Here is a 21,758-nt window from a genome sequence, read left to right on the forward strand (position 1 = left end):
GTGTCGGCGGTTTTCGGGTCTGATGGACATCACGAGGGCAATGCCTCGCTCGAGGGATTCCCTCTCTCCACTGCCCAACGTGGCATCTGGTTCGCGCAACATCTACTCGGCGATGTGCCGCTGACGATTGCCCAGTACCTCGACGTCCACGGCGACTTCGAGCCCGAGATCTTCGCCGACGCCGGCGCAGAGGCCGCTCGCGAGATCGGCACGGGCATGCTGCGGCTCGACGAGGTCGACGGCGAGCCGCTCCAAGTGATCGACGACACCCTCCACGACCGGGCCACGATCATCGATCTGCGCGGTGACGGCGACCCTGAAGCGGCCGCGATCGCATGGATCCGCGCCGAGTGGGTCGCGCCACTCGACATGCTCCGCGACCGGCTCATCGTGTGCGCTGTCCTCCGTGTCGCCGACCAGCGTCATTTCATCTACACCCGCATCCATCACATCGCCCTCGACGGCTTCGGCGCGATGACCTTCAGCAACCGCACTGCGGAGCGGTACACCGCGGCGGTCGAAGGTCGCGACCCCAAACCCTTCGGGGTGAGCGCGCTGCCCGACATCGTCGAGGACGAAGCCCGCTACCGCGCGTCCACTCGGTTCGATTCCGACCGCAGCCACTGGGCCGAGCGGATCCGCAACCTTCCGCACCCCATCAGCCTCGCCGGACGCGCGGCTCCCGTCGGGTCGCATCCGGTGCGGTGGAGTGCGCCGCTGTCCGACCATGTGGCCGAGGCCGTCGACCGATTGCTCGTCGAACACGAATACACCACCTTCGCGACGGTGGTCGTCGCCGCGTTCGGGGCGTTCCTGTCGCGAGTGACCGGCGAACGCGAAGTGGTGCTGAGCCTGCCCGTCTCCGCGCGCACCACCGCGAAACTGCGTCGCTCCGGCGGCATGGTCTCCAATGTCGTCCCGATCCGGATGACGGTGGGGCCCGACGACACCGCTGCCGACCTCATGCGACGCGTTCAGCTCGAACTGACCGGGGCATTGCGCCACCAGCGGTACCGGCACGAGGACATGCGCCGCGACACGGGCTACGGCAGCGCCGATCGCGGATTCTTCGGACCGGCCGTGAACATCATGATGTTCCAGGGACAGGTCCGTCTCGGCGACGCCATCGGCACGCTGCATGTGCTCAGCACCGGGCCCGTCGAGGACCTCTCGGTCAACATCTATCCGAGCGACGCCGACAACCCCGCCCACATCGACTTCGAGGCCAACCCGAACCTGTATTCGCGGGCGGAGCTGCGGTCGCATCACGCACGGTTCGTGGAGTTCCTCGACGGCTTCGTTTCGACCGCCGGGCCGGTGGGTGCACTCGATGTGCTGCACGACGACGAACGCGCCGCGCTCGTCCCCGCGCACGGGCCGGTCGCTCGGCCGGTACGGCAACTGCGCGACCTGCTCGCCGACGGGGTCGCGTGCAATCCCGACGGACCTGCGATCCTCGACGGTGCCAGAACGCTGACGTATTGCGAGCTCGACGACCGCGCCGAGCGGCTCGCCGGTGTACTGAGCGCTGCCGGTGCCCGGCCGGAGGAATTCGTCGCGCTGAGCATGGACCGCAGCGCCGAGGCCATCATCGCGATGTGGGCGGTGGCGAAGACCGGGGCCGCGTTCGTACCGATCGATCCGGCACTGCCCGCCGAACGCGTCGCCTACATGGTGCGCGATTCCGGTGTGCGGCTGGGACTTACCGTACATGCGCGAATCGATGAGCTGCCGGAGGGGCCGCGCTGGATCGCTGTCGACGATCCGATCACGGCCGATCGGTCCGTCGAGTCGTTCGCTCCGCCTTCGCTGCGCCCCGACCACGCGGCCTACATGATCTACACCTCCGGTTCGACGGGAACACCGAAGGGTGTCGTCGTCACTCACACCGGGCTCGCGACGTTCGCCGCCGAAGCGAGGCCCGAGCTGGGCCTGACGTCGCAGTCGCGCATGCTGCGGTTCTCGTCCGCGAGTTTCGATGCCTCGATCTTCGAGATGCTGCAGGCGTTCAGCGCGGGTGCCTCGATGGTGGTGGCCCCGGCCGACGTGATCGGCGGGGACGCCCTCGCCGAGGTGCTGCGTCGTCACCGCGTCACGCACATCGTGTCGGCGCCGACGGTGCTCACCACCGTCGACCCCACGGGCCTCGACGATCTCGAAGCCGTCGTGGTGGGAGGCGACGTGTGCACCCCCGACCTCGTCGCCCGGTTCGGCGACACGTGCCGTTTCGTCAACAGCTACGGGCCTACCGAGACCACCATCGTCGTCTCCGCCGGCGACCCGTTGACCCTCGGCGCACCGATCACGATCGGTAGCCCGATCGACGGGGTGACGGCCGTGGTCCTCGACCGCAGGCTCAGGCCGGTCCCCGTCGGATTCGTCGGCGAGCTCTACATCGGCGGTGCCGGACTCGCGCGCGGCTATCTGAATCGTCCAGGGCAGACCGCGGACCGGTTCGTGGCGAATCCGTTCGACCCCGGCACCCGGCTGTATCGCACGGGTGACGAGGTGCGCTGGACAGCCGATCACGAACTCGACTTCGTGGGACGCTCCGACTTTCAGGTCAAGATCCGCGGGTTCCGCATCGAACTCGGCGAGATCGACTCGGCGCTGCTCGCGCTCGACGGGGTCGACTACGCGGTCACCGTCGTCCACGACACGGGGCACTCCGTCGTTCCCGTCTCGTATGTGGTGATGGAGACCGGCGCAGTGTTCGACGCCGAGGCCTTGACTCGCGGAGTGGAACGTACCCTGCCGTCGCACATGGTGCCCGCGTCCGTCGTCGAACTCGACGACGTACCTGTCACTCTCGCAGGCAAACTCGACCGTGCCGCGTTGCCCGCGCCGCGGTTCGCGTCGGCCGAGTTCCGCGCTCCCGTCACCGACACCGAACGCGTGCTGGTCGAGGTTGCACAGGGACTGCTCGACGTCGAACGCGTGGGCGCCGACGACTCGCTGTTCGCGCTCGGCGCCGACAGCATCGTCGCGATGCAGTTCGCTGCTCGCGCGAAGGATGCCGGCCTGTACATCACGGCGCGACAGATCTTCGAACACAAGACGATTGCGGCACTCGCCCGAGTTGCGACCGCGGTCTCCGAGAACCCGGTCCTCAGCGAACTCGACGGTGGTGGCGTGGGCCCGGTGCCCCTCACTCCGATCGTGCACGAGATGCTCGGCCGCGGCGACTATTCGACGTTCGCGCAGGCAGTGCTGGTGACGACCCCCGTCGACCTGACCCACGATCAGCTGACCGCCGCGCTCACCGTCGTGGAGGCGCAGCATCCCATCTTGCGCTCGACCTTCACCGGCGACGCGTGGCAGGTCTGGGCGGAGAGTCCCGCCGGTGCGGTGGCGATCGAGCGGATCACCGTCCCGGACGCCGCGTCGGTCGACGACCTCGTCGACTCGCACTGCGACTCGGCCGCACAGCGTCTCGACCCTACTGCGGGCGAGATGCTGCAGTGCGTGTGGTTCGACGCCGCCGAAGGTCACGGCCGGCTGCTGCTCGTGGCGCACCACCTCGTCGTCGACGGTGTGTCGTGGCGCGTGCTGCTGCCGGACCTCGCTCGAGCGTGGATGCAGATCGTCGCGAATATCGAATCTGTGCCGGACGAATCAGTGCCCGCCGAGGTCGGAACGTCCTATCGCCGGTGGGCGCACGCGTTGCACTCGGATGCCCGCGATGGCGTACACGCCGACGAGCTCGGATTCTGGCAGCGCACCCTCGATGCAGTGACGCCGCTTCCGGGTATCGGTGAACTCGACCCGCGGGTGGACACGCTCGCGACCACCGAGCGCGTACGAGTGGACCTCGACTCCGCGACCACCGCCGCAGTGCTCACACGATTGCCCGAGGTGTTCCGTTCGGGCACGGCCGACGGGCTCATCGCCGCGCTTGCGCTGGCTCTGTCGAGGCATGACCGCGCAGTGCCGATCATGCTCGAAGGCCACGGCCGAGATCACGAGGGCGCCGACCTCGCGCGCACCGTCGGCTGGTTCACCAGTGTTTATCCGGTTCGTCCCGCAGTGCCCGAGTCGATCGACCTCGACGACGCATTCGCGGGCGGTCCCGCCGCGGGAGCGGTGCTCAAAGCCATCAAGGAGGAGCTGGCCGCAGTCCCGAATCACGGTGCGGGATACGGCATCCTCCGCCATCTCGACGACGAGGCGCGCCCCGTCCTCGCCGCATCGGGTGTCCCGCAGATCGGGTTCAACTACCTCGGACGCCTGACCTCCGGGCACATTCCCGAGGAGATCCGAGACATCGGCTGGGTGCCCGCGGAGGTCGACCTCGACCCGACACGCACCTCCGGGCTCGCGGTGTCCTCGGCCGTCGACATCAACGCCATGGTGGTGGACGGCCCCGACGGTCCTCATCTGACCGCGACGTTCGCGTACGCGCCGCGGGTGGTGTCGGCAGACTTCGTCACCGACCTCGCGACACGCTGGCACACCGCTCTCGCAGCCCTCGCCGCACACGTGGATGGGCCCGACGCGGGTGGTCTCACTCCTTCCGATGTGCCGCTGGTGTCGGTGAGTCAGAGTCAGATTGCACGGTGGGAATCCGAATACTCCGGTGTGCAGGACATCTGGCCGCTTCCGCCGCTGCAGTCGGGCCTGCTGTTCCACTCGCAGCTCGCTGTGGGGTCGCACGACGTCTATGTCGCTCAGCTCACGCTGAACCTCACCGGCAGCATCGACGCGGCACGGTTGCGTGCCTCGATCGAGACCGTGGTCGCCCGGCACGCAAACCTGCGCACCGCGTTCGTCCACGACGACACCGGGGTGCCCGCCCAGGTCGTGCTCGACCACGTCGACGTTCCGTGGCGCGAGATGTCGGTGGAGCCGGAGGATCTTGCGGACGTGCTCGATTCGGAGCGTACTTCGCCGTTCGACACCGCACGTCCGCCGCTGTTGCGGGCCGTTCTCGTGCGTACCGATGCAGACGCGGTGCTGGTGCTGACCAACCACCACCTCGTCCTCGACGGCTGGTCGATGCCCCTGCTCGTGCGAGAAGTGCTCTCCTGCTACGTCTCACCCGACGCGCTCGTCGAACCAGTGCCCTATCGCGACTATCTCCGGTGGTGGAGCGTCCAGGACCGCGACCGGTCGCTGCAGGCATGGGGCGACGCGCTGTCCGGGCTCACCGAACCCACGCTCGTCGCCCCGCATGCCGGGGAAGTGCTCGACGTCGATCCCGAGCAGATCGACGTCGAAATGCCCGCGTGGCTGCGCACGGGCCTCGTAGACCGCCGCGACACCGACGTCACCGTCAACACCCTGGTGCAGACGGCGTGGGCGCTCGTTCTCGGGCGCATGCTCGGTCGCGACGACGTCGTGTTCGGCGCCACCGTGTCGGGTCGCCCCGCCGAGCTGCCCGGCGTCGAGTACATGCTCGGCCTGTTCATCAATACCCTGCCCGTGCGGGTCCGGCTCGACGAGTCCGACACCGTCGTCGGCCTGCTCCGGCGCGTGCAGGACGACCAGGTCGCGATGCTCGAGCATCACCACATCGGGCTCAGCGAGATCCAGGGTCGCGTCGGCGCCGGAACTCTCTTCGACACGCTGACCGTCTTCGAGTCGTACCCCGTCGACCGTGCCGGATTCGACGAGACCACCGATCTCGCCGGGATGCACGTGACGGACATCGGTGCCCGCGACGCCACGCACTACCCGATCACCGTGATGGCGATCCTCGAACCCATCCTGCGGTTGAGTGTGCGTTTCCGCACCGACCTGTTCGACCGCGCCGCCGTCGAGCGGATCGTGCAGCGACTGCTCGGTGTACTCGAAACGTTTGTCGCGCATCCCGACACGCATGTCGGCGACGTCGAGGTGTTCGTACCCGGTGAACTCGACGTGATCGCGAACTTCGAGCGCGGCGAGAACGTCGCGCTGCCCGCGAAGACCCTTCCCGATCTGCTCGGGGAGCAGTCGGCACGCACGCCCGACGACACCGCGGTCGTCGTCGACGGCGGCGGCGCGTTGACCTACGCATCGTTCGCGGGACGCGTGAATCGGGTCGCGCGGTCGCTGATCGCCGACGGGATCGGCTCCGGCGACCTCGTGGCAGTCGCGATGCCGCGGTCGCTCGAGCAGCTCGTCGCGATACATGCCATCGTCACCGCCGGCGCGGCCTATGTGCCCATCGATCCTGATCAGTCCGAGCAGCGCACCGCGCACGTCCTCGACACGGCGCGTCCCGCATTGGTGCTCGACGCGCTGCCCGATGCTCTGTCGTTCTCCGACAGCGCGGTCACGGACACCGATCGTCGCAGGCCCCTGCATTCCGGCGACCTCGCGTACGTGCTGTTCACCTCCGGCTCCACCGGGCGGCCCAAGGGCGTCGCGATCTCGCATCGCAGCATCGTCAACCGGCTGCAGTGGATGCAGGGCCGGTACCCGCTGACGGGTGACGACGTCGTCCTGCAGAAGACCCCGGCGACCTTCGACGTGTCGGTGTGGGAGTTGTTCTGGCCGTTGCTGACCGGCGCCGCGATGGTGCTCGCGACTCCGGACGGGCACCGCGACCCCCGCTATCTGTCGCGTGTGATCCACGAACGTCAGGTCACCACCGCGCATTTCGTTCCGTCGATGCTCGATGTCTTCTTCGCGGAAGGCGACGTGTCGCGGTGTGCCGCTCTGCGGCAGATCTTCACCAGCGGTGAGGCGCTGACCGCGGCGAGCGTGTCGCGGGTGGCCGAGACACTCGGCGTGCCCGTGCACAACCTGTACGGACCGACCGAAGCGGCCGTCGACGTCACCGCCCACGCGACAGTGCCCGGCGAGACCCCGGTGCCCATCGGTACACCCGTATGGAACACGTCTGTGCGGGTGCTCGACGGGCGTCTGCGCCCCGTGCCCATCGGGGTCGAAGGCGAGCTCTATCTCGGCGGTGTACAACTCGCGAACGGCTACTACGGTGCAGCGCGACTGACAGCGGAACGATTCGTCGCCGACCCCGCGGGCAATGGGCGCCTGTACCGTACGGGCGACCTGGTCCGGTGGCGCGCCGACGGCGCACTCGAATACGTCGGCCGCAGCGACTTCCAGATCAAGCTCCGAGGTCAGCGCATCGAACTCGGTGAGATCGAAGCCGTACTGCTCGAGCACGACACCGTGACCCAGGCCGTCGTGGTGCTGCATCGCGACGACACCGCCGGCGAACACCTCGTCGCGTACGTGGTCGGCGACGGCGACGCGGCTCTCGCGCACGCCGAGTCGCGACTCCCACGGCACATGGTCCCGACCCTGGCCGTGTCCCTCGCCGCGATGCCGGTCACCGCGAACGGAAAACTCGACCGAAAGGCCCTGCCGGACCCCGAGTTCGGATCCGCCGAACACGTGACACCGGCGTCGGGCACCGAACACCTCGTCGCCGGGGTGATCGCCGAACTCGTCGGCCACGACCGGGTCGGAGCGACGACGAGCTTCTTCGACCTCGGAGGCAACTCGCTCACCGCGACCCGCCTCCTCGCCCGACTCGACGACCACTTCGGTACGCGCCTGCAGGTGCGCGACCTGTTCGACAATCCCACGGTCACCGGACTGGCGCAGATCATCGACGGCAGCCGGGAAGACAGGCGACCGCAGCTGACCGCGCAACCGCGCCCCCAGCGCATCCCGCTGTCGCCCGCGCAGGCGCGCATGTGGTTCGTCAACCGTTTCGACCCCACCTCCGGCGCCTACAACGTCGCGGTCGCACTGCGGCTCACCGGTGCACTCGACGAGGAGGCGTTGCACGCTGCCGTGATCGACATCGTCGGACGCCACGAGACGCTGCGCACCCGCTACCCGGACTCCGGAGACGGCCCGTACCAGCAGGTTCTGTCCATCGCCGAGGCCGGTCGGGCTCCGGCGATCGAACCGCTCGACGGTCTGCTCGAGGAGCGGCTGCGCGCGGTGGTGGGACGCGGCTTCGACGTCACCCTCGCGCCGCCCGTCGCGTTGACGGTGCTGCGGGAGAGTAGCGCTGAGGGCGCAATCGTGGACAGTCACGTGCTCGTGCTGGTGGTGCACCACATCGCGATCGACGGCTGGTCCATGCAGGCCCTCGCCCGCGATCTCGTCGCCGCGTACGGAACCCGTGTCCTCGGCAACGCCCCCACCTGGGAACCGCTGCCCGTCCAATACGCAGACTTCGCGGTGTGGCAGAACGCCCTGCTCGGCAGCGTCGACGACCCCGACTCACTCGGTGCCCGTCAACTCGACTTCTGGCGGGACACCCTCGCCGGTGCGCCCGAGGTGTCCGACGTCCCCACCGACCGTCGCCGTCCCGCCGTGCCGTCGTTCCGCGGCGGCACTGTCTCGGCCGAACTCGACCCTCGGCTGTACTCGCAGCTCGAGGAACTCGCACGGGACAGCGGTGCGTCGCTGTTCATGGTGCTGCACGCCGCCCTCGCAGCGCTGCTGGCCCGGCTGAGCAGCACCGACGACGTCACCATCGGCACACCGGTCGCCGGTCGCGGACAGTCGAACCTCGACGACGTCATCGGCATGTTCGTCAACACACTCCCGTTGCGTGTGTCGGTGGCGTCCGGCGAGTCGTTCACCGAGGTGCTCGCGCGGGTGCGCGACGTCGACCTCGCCGCCTACGCGCATTCCGACCTGCCGTTCGAGCGGCTCGCGGACGCACTCGGCACGTCGCGGGCCACCTCGCACAACCCGGTGTTCCAGACCGTCCTCGCGCTCGAGGTTCCCCGTCCGACGTCCGTGTCGCTGCCGGGTCTCGAAATCGATGTGCTTCCCGTCGATTTCGGTATCGCCAAGTTCGATCTCGAATTCGCCGTCACCGAGCACGACGACCACGCGACCGTCGCATTGACGTTCGCGCGCGACCTGTTCGACGACGACACCGCCGTCGCGATGCTCGAGCGATACGTGCGAGTGCTCTCCGGTGCCGCGACCGATCCGTCGGCGGCAGTGGGTGACGTCGATCTACTGACGGACGACGAACGTATCGCGCTCCTGCGGGCGCCGGAGGACCCCCCGTACCTGTCACTGCCCGGATTGTTCGCCGACGCCGCCTCCGACCCCGAGGCTCTCGCGCTCGTCTCCGGCTCCGTGGCCTTGACCTACGGCGAGCTGGACCGGCGTTCGAACATCCTCGCCGGCAACCTCATCGACGCCGGGGCAGTGCCCGGATCGGTCGTGGCGGTGGCGGTACCGCGATCGGTGGACTCGGTGATCGCGTTGTGGGCCGTCGCCAAGACCGGCGCCACGTTCCTGCCCGTCGATCCCCGCTATCCCGCGGCGCGCATCGAACACATGCTCACCGACTCCGGTGCGCGCCTCGGTGTTGCCGACTCGACGTTGCCCGGCGACATCACCTGGGTGTCGCCGCATACCGGCGCTGACGACAGGCCGATCACCGATCGCGTGCCGTGTCCGGACGCCGCCGCCTACCTCATCTACACCTCCGGGTCCACGGGCGTGCCCAAGGGCGTCGTCGTCACACACCGCGGACTCGGCGCATTCGTCGCAGAACAGCAGCGCCACTACCGCGTACGGCCCGGCGACCGGGTCGCGGCGTTCGCGTCGCCGAGTTTCGATGCGTCGCTGCTCGAGATCTTCATGGCCGTAGGCGGGAGAGCAACCCTCCAGTTGATCCCGACCGATGTGTACGGCGGCACCGAACTCGAGGAACACCTCGCGTCGGTGACACACCTGTTCCTCACCCCGGTTGCCCTCGCGTCCCTGAATCCCGAACGGCTCGAACAGATCAGAGTAGTCGTCGTCGGCGGCGAGGCATGCGAGCCGTCGCTGGTCGAACGGTGGGCGCCGGGACGCGAGATGTTCAACGCCTACGGCCCGACCGAGTCGACCATCATGGCCACCCACTTCGGGCCGATGACGACGGGCGAGCCCGTGCGGATCGGCCGACCCGTGATCGGCACCGGCGCAGTAGTGCTCGACGAGCGTCTGCGTCCCGTTCCCGACGGGGTCCCGGGCGAGCTGTACGTGTACGGCGCCGGACTCGCCCGCGGCTACCACGACCAGACGTCGCTCAGCGCATCCCGATTCGTCGCGAACCCGCTGCACGGCGGGCTCATGTACCGCACCGGCGACCTCGTCCGGTGGGTCGACGGCCACCTCGACTACCTGGGGCGCACCGACTTCCAGGTCAAGGTGCGCGGTCACCGGATCGAGGTGTCGGAGATCGACGCTGTGCTCGCCGGTCATCCCGGTGTCGATGCGGCGGTGACCGTGCCGCACGAGGCGACCGGCACTCTCGTGTCGTACGTGACCGGCACAGTCGATCCGGCCGAACTGTCCGTGCACGCCGCGCAGGTGCTGCCCGGGTACATGGTGCCGTCGTCGATCACCGTCCTCGACGTCTTCCCGCGCACCGGCGCCGGCAAGATCGACACCCGCGCCCTCCCCGAGCCTGTTTTCGCGGCAACAGAATTCGTCGAGCCACGCGGAGTGGACGAGCGGCGCGTTGCCGACGTATTCGCCGAGGTCCTCGGCATCGACCGGGTGGGTGCGCACGACGACTTCTTCGCGCTCGGCGGCAACTCGCTGTCGGCGACGCGGGTGATCGCGCGGCTCGACTCGTCGCTCGGGGTCCGTGCGTTGTTCGAGAACCCGACGGTCGCGGCGCTGGCAGTCGCGGCCCGCGGCAGCGCGACGGGGGACCGTCCTGCTCTGGTCGCGGGTCCGCGACCCGAGCGCATCCCACTCTCGCCCGCGCAGCAGAGAATGTGGTTGATCAACCGGTTCGACCCCGCATCGCCGGTCTACAACATCCCCGTCGCGGTGCGCCTGTCCGGGCACCTCGACGTCGACGCACTACAGGCAGCGGTCGACGACGTCGTGCAGCGGCACGAGACCCTCCGCACCATTTTCCCCATGGCCGAATGTCACCTTCGGTCAGTCCAACTGACCGAAGGTGACATTCGGCCATCAGCGCCGGAGGCGCTACCGCACCAGGTGGTGGTCGACGCCGCACCGCTCGATCTCACCCCGCGTGTCGTCACCGCCGACACTCTGTACGACGAGATCGTCGCCGTCGCCGGTCGTGGGTTCGACGTCACCGTCGAGACTCCCGCCCGCGGAGCGCTGCTCCAGCTCACAGGCGACGAGCACGTCCTCGTCGTCGTGGTTCACCACATCGCCGCAGACGGCGCCTCGACGATGCCGCTCTCCCGCGACATTCTCGTCGCCTACCAGGCGCGACTGTCCGGATCGGAACCAGCGTGGGCGCCGCTCGCCGTGCAGTACGCCGATTACGCGGTGTGGCAACGCGCTCTGCTGGGCGATCACTCGGATCCCGCGTCGATCGCGGCGCGTCAGCTCGCGTACTGGACCGAGACGCTCGCGGACAAGCCTGCGGTGCTCGATCTGCCCGCCGACCGCCCGCGACCGGCAGTCGCCTCACAGCGCGGCGCCCGCACCGAATTCCGCATCGACCCCGGCACCGTGCGCGCGCTCGACGACCTCGCCCGGAGCCACGGCGCGACCCGCTTCATGGTCCTGCACGCGGCGCTCGCCGTGCTGCTCGGCAGGCTCGGATCCAGCGACGACGTCAGCGTGGGCACGCCCATCGCCGGTCGCGGGGAGGCCGCGCTCGACGATCTTGTGGGCATGTTCGTCAACACCCTCGTGTTGCGCACCCGGATCGATCCGGGCACCGGATTCGCCGAGTTCCTCGAACAAGTCCGCGACATCGACCTCGCCGCATTCGGTCATGCCGACGTGCCGTTCGAGGAGATCGTCGACGCCGTCGACCCCGTCCGCTCGCAAGCACACGCACCGCTGTTCCAAGTGTCGCTGTCGCTGCAGAACCAGGGCACCGGAACCCTCGAGCTGCCCGGCCTCGCGGTGGAACCCCTCGAGCCCGGCATCGACGTCGCCAAGGTCGATCTCGAGTTCACCCTCCGTGACCACGACGGTGGACTCGCTATGTCGCTCACCTACGCGACCGATCTGTTCGACTCCTCGACCGCCGCAACCCTCACGGACCGGTGGGGACGACTGCTTCGCGCGATCGCGTCCGACCCGACGCTCACCGTGGGCGACCTGCCGCTACTCGACGACGCCGAGACCGTCCAGGCCCTCGCGCACGCGATTCCCGCTGCACTGCCGGTGCGGTTGCTGCCCGACATCTTCGCCGCCGGTGTCGCTGCGAACCCCTACGGTATTGCCGCGACCGACGGGACCCGCACGCTCACCTACACCGAACTCGACCGCGCCTCCACCCAGCTCGCTCACAAGCTGCTCGGACGCGGTGTCGCTCCGGAAACTGTGGTGGCACTGTCGTTCCCACGATCGATCGATGCGATCGTCGCACTGTGGGCGGTCGTGAAGACCGGCGCCGTGTTCGTGCCGATCGACCCTGCGTTGCCGGCGGCGCGCATCGAGTACCTGCTGTCGGATTCGGGTGCGAGCGTCGGGATCGGCACCGGCCCCTCCGATGTGCAGTGGCTGTCGGTCGAGGCCGACGACCAGCCCGATACTCCACTCTCGCCGCCGATCACGGCGTCATCCGCGGCGTACATGATCTATACGTCGGGTTCCACCGGCACTCCCAAGGGTGTCGTCGTCACTCACCGCGGGCTCGCGGCATTCACCGCGGAGCACCGATCGGAACTGGGCCTGGGCACGACCTCGCGGATGCTGCGGTTCTCGTCGTCGAGCTTCGACGCGTCGGTGTTCGAACAGATCGCCGCGTTCTCCGCCGGCGCCACCATGGTGGTCGCGCCTCCGGACATCGTCGGCGGAGCCGAGCTCACCGATCTGCTGAGACGCGAACGCGTCACCCACATCCTCTCCGCGCCCGCCGCACTCGGCACGCTGACCACCGGCGGTTTCCCCGACCTCGACGCCGTGGTCGTGGGCGGAGACGTGTGTCCTCCCGAACTCGTCGAACGATTCGGCCCGACCTGCCGGTTCGTCAACAGCTACGGCCCCACCGAAACCACCATCATCATCACCGCCACTGAACCGCTGACGCCGGGCGACGCCATCACCATCGGCACACCCATCGAGGGTTCCGGTGCCGTGGTGCTCGACCACCGGCTGAAGCCCGTCACCGACGGCGTCATCGGTGAGCTGTACCTGTCGGGTGCCGGTCTTGCACGCGGCTACCACCGGCGCCCCGCCCAGACCGCGTCCCGATTCGTCGCGAACCCGTTCACCGGCGACCTCATGTATCGCACGGGCGACCTCGTGCGACGCACCACCACCGGTGAACTCGACTTCGTCGGCCGCAGCGACGCGCAGGTCCAGGTCCGTGGTCTGCGCATCGAACTCGGTGAGATCGAAGCCGCCCTCACCCGCGGCGACGACGTCGCGCAGGGGATCGTCGTCGTGCATTCGGACCCGCACACCGGCGACCGCGTCATCGGATACGCGGTGCCGGCGGCGGGAGCCACCGTCGATCCCCAGCAGATCCGCGACCGGCTCGCAGACGAACTCCCGGCGTACATGGTGCCCGCGCAGATCCTTGTCCTCGACGCTCTGCCGATCACCGCGCACGGCAAGCTGGACCGCAAGGCCCTGCCCGTCCCCGGGTTCGAAACGCGTGTATTCCGGGTACCCGAGGGCCCCGTCGAACAGATCGTCGCCGCGGTCTACGCCGACCTGCTCGGCACCGACCGCGTGGGCCTCGACGACGACTTCTTCGAACTCGGCGGCAACTCGCTCAGCGCCACCCAGCTCGTCGCGCGACTCGGCGCTGCCCTCGATACCACCGTCCCGGTGCGGGCCGTGTTCGAGAACCCGACGGTGAGCGCGCTCGCCGTGGTGATCGCCCACACCGCAGGGGAGGGGTCACGGCCGGCGCTGGTGAAATACGATCGGCCCGAACATATCCCGCTGTCGCTCGCGCAGCAGCGGATGTGGTTCTTCAACCGGTTCGATCCCGGATCCGCCGCGTTCAACATTCCGATCGTGCTGCGGCTGACCGGCGCTCTCGACGAACCGGCGCTGCGGGCGGCGTTGGTCGACGTTCTCGAACGCCACGAATCTCTCCGCACCGTGTACCCGGACACGGACACCGGGCCGACTCAGGTGATCGTGCCGTCGGATCAGGCAGTCACCGAATTCGTGACGGTCGACGTCACCGCGGAGGTTGCCGACTCGATCCTCGTCGAATTCGCTTCCCGCGGATTCGATCTCAGCATCGACGCCCCGGTGCGCGCGCGGCTGTTCAGGATCTCCGCCGACGAGCATGTGCTTGCCGTCGTCGCCCATCACATAGCCAGCGACGGCGGATCGCAGGCCCCGATGTCACGCGATCTCGTCACCGCATATCTGGCGCGCTCGGACGGTGACGCCCCAGGCTGGGCGCCGCTGCCCGTACAGTACGCCGATTACGCACTGTGGCAGAAGGAGCTGCTCGGAAGCGAGGACGACTCGTCGTCCCTCATCGCGCGGCAGCTCGCCTACTGGACCGATGCCCTCGCCGATCTCCCTGACCTCGTCGACATGCCCACCGATCATCCGCGTCCGGCCGTGCAATCGTCGCGCGGAGCCACCGTCGAGTTCTCACTCGACGTCGAACTCGCCGACCGAATCGAACGGTTCACCCGCGAACGCGGAGTCACGTTGTTCATGCTCGCGCACGCCGCTGTCGCCGTACTGCTCGCCCGGTGGTCCGGCAGCACCGACATTGCGATCGGCACGCAGGTCGCCGGTCGCGGCGAACCCGCTCTCGACGATCTTGTCGGGATGTTCGGCAATACTCTCGTGCTGCGCCTGCAGGTCGATCCCGCCACCACGTTCGACGATGTTCTCGCACAGGCCCGCGACGTCGACCTCGCCGCATTTTCACACCCCGACGTTCCCGTCGAACGACTCGTCGAACTCCTCGACCCGGCACGGTCGACCGCGTATTCCGCGCTGTTCCAGACGTTGCTCGTCGTGCACAACTTCACCCGCTCCGAGGTGTCGCTGCCCGGATTGACCGTTGCACCGGTGGAACCCGGCGCGGTCGGCGCGAAACTCGATCTCGAAATCCACCTCGGGGAAAGCGTGGATGCGGACGGACAGCGCACCGGGGTCGACGGGTCCATCACCTACGCGACCGACCTGTTCACCGACCACACCGTCGGCCGGCTGTCCGAACACCTCGTGACCCTGCTCGATGCCGCGACCCGAGACTCTCGTGCGGTGGTCGGGGACATCGACCTGCGCGGGCCCGACGAACGCGCCTTCGTGCACGCCGTCAACGACACCGCGGCCGAGGTCGACCGCGAGACCCTGCTCACCCGCTTCTTCGCACAGTCAGCGAGCACACCGGATGCGGCCGGACTCGTGTTCGACGGCGGAGTGGTGACCTACGGGCAGTTCGCGTCGCGCATCAACCGGCTCGCGCGGCACCTCGTGGGTGCCGGTGTCGGGCCCGATACGCTCGTCGGGATCTATGCCGCGCGCTCGGTCGAGATGATGGTCGCGATCTACGCGACGCTGCAGGCCGGCGGCGCCTACGTGCCGCTCGACCCCGAACATCCCGCAGACCGCACCGCGTACGTGCTCGCCACCGCGAAGCCGGTGCTCGTGCTCACCACCTCGGGGGAACGGTCCACGCTTCCGGGTGAACACCGGGTCGTGGAGGTCGACGCCTCGCTGCCCGACCTGGCCGATGCGCCCCTCACCGACGCCGACAGACTCGCACCCCTGCGTGGCGGCAACATCGCGTATGTCATCTTCACGTCCGGATCCACCGGGCGACCCAAAGGTGTCGCTGTCGAACACCGCGCCGTGGCCAATCAGATCGCGTGGATGCGGGAACGCTACGACCTGGGCCCCGGCGACGCCGCGATGCACAAGACGCCGATCACGTTCGACGCATCGGTGTGGGAACTGTTCTACCCCCTGCAGGTGGGCGCGCGACTCGTCATCGCCATCCCCGGCGGCCACCGCGACCCCGCCTACCTTGCGCAACTGTCGCGTGACGAGGACGTGAGCATCCTCGAATTCGTGCCGTCGATGCTCGCGGTGTTCCTGGCCGACCCGGACCTCGAACTACCCGGGTCGGTGAGGTACCTGTCGGTCGGCGGCGAAGCCCTGCCTGCCGACCTCGCCGCCGCGGTCGCGGCCCGCTCCGATGCAGTCCTCGACAACACATACGGCCCCACCGAAGCCACCGTGACCTCGACGGTGCTGCGCAGCGACGGCAACTACCGCGGCGCGGTGCCGATCGGACGCCCCATCCGGAACACCACCGCCCACGTCCTCGACGCGCGGTTGCACCCGGCACCGGTGGGCATCCCCGGCGAGCTGTACCTCGGCGGACTCCAACTGGCGCGCGGGTATCATGGCCGCCCCGATCTCACGGCCGAACGATTCGTGGCCACTCCGAGTGGTGAACGCCTGTACCGCACCGGTGACCGTGTGCGGCTGCTTTCCGACGGCACCCTGGATTTCCTCGGCCGCACCGACTTCCAGGTCAAGATCCGAGGCCTACGCATCGAACTCGGTGAGATCGAATCCGCGATCGCTGCCCTCGGCGAGGTGGCACGCGTCGTGGTCGTGGCGCACAACAGCAACCACGGACCTCAACTCGTCGCGTACGTCGTGCCGACCGAGGGTGCCGAAGTGGACAGCGACAAGGTTCGTGGTGCCGCCGGCCGGACGTTGCCGCGCTACATGGTCCCCGACGCAGTGATGATGCTCGACGCATTGCCGCTCAACGCATCCGGCAAACTCGACCGACGCGCCCTGCCGGAACCCGAAGTGGCCGTCCGCGCATTCCGTGCACCTCGCAGCGACGTCGAACATGCGGTGGCCGCAGCGATCGTATCGGTGCTCGACGTCGAACGTGCCGGCCTGGACGACAACTTCTTCGCACTCGGTGGAAACTCGCTCGTCGCGACACGTGTGGTGTCGCGGATCGGTGCGGCACTCGGAGTCGACCTGCCGCTGCGCACTCTCTTCGAGCACCCCACCGTCGAAGCCCTCGCCACGGCGGTGGCGGATCTCGCTACGAATGGTGCACGACTCCCGCTCGTCGCGAAGGAACGTCCGGAACTTGTGCCGCTGTCGTTCGCGCAGCAGCGGATGTGGTTCTTGAACCGCTTCGTTCCGGATTCGGCCGCCTACAACATCCCGATCGCGGTGAGGTTGTCAGGCGCCGTCGATGTCGATGCGCTCAACGCGGCGGTCGCCGACCTGATCGACCGCCACGAAATCCTGCGAACCGTTTACCCCGAGCTCGACGGCACCGCCCACCAGCGTGTCCTGCCGCCACGCGAGGTCACCCTCGATCTCACTCGGGTTCCGGCATCCGACGACGACGTGGTCTCGTTGGCAACTGAATTCATCACGTTTGCGTTCGACGTGACCCGCGACGTCCCGGTGCGCGCACGGCTGTTCCACCTCGGCGGCAGTGAACACGTGTTGGTCTTCGTCGTGCACCACATCTCGGGCGACGGGTTCTCGATGGCGCCGCTGATGCGCGACGTGATGGTCGCGTACACCGCCCGTACCGCCGGTGAACGCCCGGCGTGGACACCACTCGCCGTGCAGTACGCCGATTACGCGCTCTGGCAGCGCGAGCTCCTCGGTTCCGAAGACGATGCCTCGAGCCTCGTGTCGCGACAGATCGCCTACTGGTCCGAGACGCTGGCCGGAGCGCCCGTGGAACTCGATCTGCCTACCGACCGTCCGCGCGCCGCCGTCCGCACACAGCACGGGGCGCTTCACCGGATCACGATCGACCGCGACCTGTATACCCGACTAGAAGGTATTGCTCGAGAACATCATTCGACTCTTTTTATGGTCATCCATGCGGCTTTCGCGGTGTTGCTCTCTACATTGTCCGGCAGCCGCGACGTCGCCGTCGGCACTCCCGTCGCAGGGCGTGGTGAGGCGGCGCTCGACGACCTGATCGGGATGTTCGTCAACACGCTGGTGCTGCGCACCGACGTCGACCCAGACCGGTCGTTCAGCGAGTTCCTCGACTCCGTCCGCACCACCGACCTCGCCGCGTTCGCGCACGCCGATGTCCCGTTCGAAAGCCTCGTCGACGTCCTCGCACCGGTCCGATCGCAATCTCGGACCCCGCTGTTCGAGGTCATGCTCGTCCTGCAGAACATGCAGCACGCCGCATTCGAACTCGACGACGTACGGATGAGCGCCCTCGACATCGACTTCGCCGAGGCACGTTTCGATCTGCAGCTCACGTTGGGCGAAACCTACGACGGCGCCGGCGACATCACCGGAATGGTCGCCGAATTCACCTACGCAACAGCACTGTTCGATGCCCCCACCATCGAGACGATCGCCGGCCGCTTCGAACGCGTACTGCGGACCGTGGTGGACGAGCCCGAACGCCGACTTTCGACCATCGACGTGCTCGAGCCCACCGAGCGCGCGGAGCTGCTCACCACCTGGACCGGCACCGCGCCGCAGGGGACCCTGCCGAGCCTGTTCGACGCGCAGGTGCAGCGGACGCCGGACGCGATCGCGGTGGTGGCCGACGACGTCACCCTCACCTACCGTGAGTTCGATGCGCGCGTGAACCGCCTGGCGCGTCACCTGATCTCGTTGGGCGTCGGACCCGAGACCCACGTCGCGTTGGCGATGGCGCGGTCGCTGCACCAGCTGGTCGCGATGTACGCGATCGTCAAGGCCGGTGGCGCTTACGTCCCGATCGACCCGGACCTGCCCGACGAGCGCAACGAGTACGTGCTCGAGATGACAGCACCCGTTCTCCTCGTAGCGACCTCGGACGAGGCGCTCACCGCGCGCAGCAACGCCCCGCTGCTGCTCGTCGACAGGGTCGAACTGACGGATCTGGCCGACACGACGGTGACGGATGCGGAGCGGATCGGTGCGCTGCGTCCGGAGAACACCGCGTGGGTGATCTTCACGTCGGGCTCCACCGGCAAGCCCAAGGGTGTGTCGGTTCCGCATGGGCAGGCCGCGGTCGCGATCGACTGGCGTCAGCAGCGGTACCGACTCGGGGTCGGCGACACCGTCCTCCAGAAGACCGCGTTCACGTTCGACGCGTCGGGTCGCGAATTCTGGTGGCCGCTCACTGCCGGTGCGCGCCTCGTCGTCGCCTCACCGGACGGGCACCGCGACCCGTCCTACCTCGCCGCAGCCATCGAAGAACACGGCGTGACCTCGGCGTACTTCGTTCCGTCGGTGCTCAGCGAGGTAGTGGCGATGGCGCGCGTGGGGCAACTGGACTCGCTGCGCCAGGTGTACTGCTCGGGTGAGGTCCTGACTCCGCGTCTCGCGCAGGCCGTGCATGCGGCGAGCGGGGCGGAGGTGTCCAACGAATACGGGCCGACCGAGTTCACGCTCTCGATCACCCGCCATGTCGCGTCCGACACAGGCGTGCCGTCGCTGCCCGTCGGCGTTCCGCAGGGCGACGCGGGTGCGTACGTCCTCGACACCAGGCTTCAGCCCGTTCCGCGCGGTACCGCGGGCGAGTTGTATCTCGCGGGACAGCAGCTCGGTCGCGGCTACGTGTCGCGGTCGGAACTGACCGCAGAGCGGTTCGTCGCAGACCCCTACGGACCCACCGGAACCCGGATGTACCGCACGGGCGACCTCGTGCGGTGGAACAGTGCCGGCGAACTCGAATACATGGGCCGCACCGACTTCCAGGTCAAGCTACGCGGTCTGCGTATCGAACTCGGCGAAGTGGAAGCCGCGTTCGGTGCGCACCCCGCGGTGCGTCAGGTCGTCGTGGTGCTGAGGAAGGATCCGCACGTCGGCGACAGCCTCGCCGCATATCTCGTCGCGCACGACGCCGCAGTCCTCGACGTCGACGACGTGAAGAATGCGGTGGCACAGCGTGTCCCGTCGTACATGGTGCCGTCGACCGTGATGGTGCTCGAGCGGATGCCGCTCAATCCTTCAGGCAAGGTCGACCGCAAGTCGCTGCCCGATCCCGTGTTCGAAGAACGTGAATTCCGCGCACCGGTGACGCATGTCGAGCAGACCGTCGCGTCCGTATTCGCCGAGGTCCTCGGTGTCGAGCGTGTCGGGCTGGATGACGACTTCTTCGCGCTCGGCGGCAACTCCCTCGTCGCGACTCGCATCGCCGCCCGCATCGGAGCAGCGCTGCGCACCACCGTGCCGGTTCGTGCGATCTTCGAGGCGCCCACGGTGGTGGGCCTGGCCGCCGAAGTGTTCCGGTACGGATCCGCCGACCGCCCGGCCCTCGTGCCGCAGGAACGCCCCGAGCGGATCCCGTTGTCGCTCGCGCAACAGCGGATGTGGTTCCTCAACCGATTCGATCCCGAATCCGCGACCTACAACATCCCGGCGGCGATCAGGCTCACGGGCGACCTGGACGTCGAGGCGCTGCGCGGCGCAGTCGGCGACCTCCTCGCACGCCACGAAATCCTGCGAACCGTTTATCCCGAGATCGACGGTGCCGGAGTACAGGTCATCAGGCCTGTCTCCGAGGTCACCCTCGATCTCATCGAGGAGGACGTCGAACCGGGCAGTGCGGTCGAGGTCGTCACGGGGGTAATCCGATCGGGTTTCGACGTGACCGCGGAAGTACCGGTACGTGCACGTCTTCTTCGTGTCGGCGAGCGCGAGTTCATTCTCGTCGTCGTCGTGCACCACATCGCTGCCGACGGCTTCTCGATCGGACCGATGCTCCGGGACGTGATGGTCGCGTACGCGGCCAGGTCGACCGGGGAAGCCCCTGCCTGGGCGCTGCTCGACGTGCAGTACGCCGACTACAGCCTCTGGCAACGCGACATACTGGGCTCCGAAGACGACCCGAAGAGCGTGATCTCGAGGCAGATCGATTACTGGGTCCACGCCCTCGACGATGTCCCCGACGTCCTCGAACTGCCGGCCGATCGTGCGCGACCGGCTGTGGCCTCCTACCGCGGCGCCACCCACCGCATGCAACTCGACGCCTCGACGCACCGGAGCCTGCTCGATCTGGCCCGTAGCCGGAACGCGACGCTGTTCATGGTGCTGCACAGCGCCCTGAGCGCAGAACTCGCGTGGCTGGGTGCCACCGACGACATCGCGATAGGAACCCCCGTAGCCGGGCGCGGCGACCAAGCGCTCGACGACCTGATCGGCATGTTCGTCAACACCCTCGTGCTCCGCACCCGGGTCGATCCCGAGGAGCCGTTCTCGGCGTTGCTGTCGCGTTCCCGAGACATCGCCCTCGGCGCCTTCGCGCACGCGGACGTGCCGTTCGAGCGACTCGTCGAGGTCCTCGACCCGCCGCGGTCACAGGCACGGAACCCGCTGTTCCAGGTGATGCTCACCCTCCAGAACATGGAGCGCAGCCACTTCGAACTCGGCGACGTCCGGATCGAGGTGATCGAGGCCGATCTCGGCGAAGCCAAGGTCGACCTGCAGGTCACCGTGTTCGAACAGTTCGACGACGACGGCGCACCCGCCGGCATCGACGCGGCGTGGACGTATGCGACCGACCTGTTCGACGACGCGACCGTCGTTTCGTTCGCAGCGCGCTTCACGCGGTTGCTGGGCGCGACCGTCGCAGATCCGGACCTGCGCGTCGCTGCGCTGCCGTTGCTCGACGACGTCGAGCGGACCCGGGTCCTGGCGCTCGGTGTTGGGCCGGAACTCGTTGTACACAGGGGGATCACCGATCCGAATTCCGAGCCGACCGCAGTCACTTCGGCCGACATATCATTGACCCGTCGTGAATTCGACGAACGTGTCGCGGGGCTGGCTCGTGAACTGATCGCACGTGGCGTCGGGCCGGAGACACGTGTCGCGGTGTACATGGAGCGCAGCATCGACCTGCTCGTCGCCATCCACGCCATTCTTCAGGCCGGTGGCGCGTACGTCCCGCTCGA

Annotated in this window: 1 protein-coding gene (cut by a window edge); it reads left to right on the plus strand. The window is 68.2% G+C overall.

What is annotated here, in order from left to right:
- A protein-coding gene (locus tag EV641_RS22645; protein ID WP_132474751.1) for a non-ribosomal peptide synthetase crosses the window boundary here: on the plus strand, nucleotides 1–21,758 show its 5' portion. It continues 5,401 nt past the right edge of the window; the window shows 21,758 of its 27,159 coding nt (coding positions 1–21,758); the start codon lies at nucleotides 1–3; its stop codon lies beyond the right edge, outside the window.

It is taken from the genome of Rhodococcus sp. SMB37, from assembly GCF_004345605.1.
Classification (GTDB): domain Bacteria; phylum Actinomycetota; class Actinomycetes; order Mycobacteriales; family Mycobacteriaceae; genus Rhodococcus.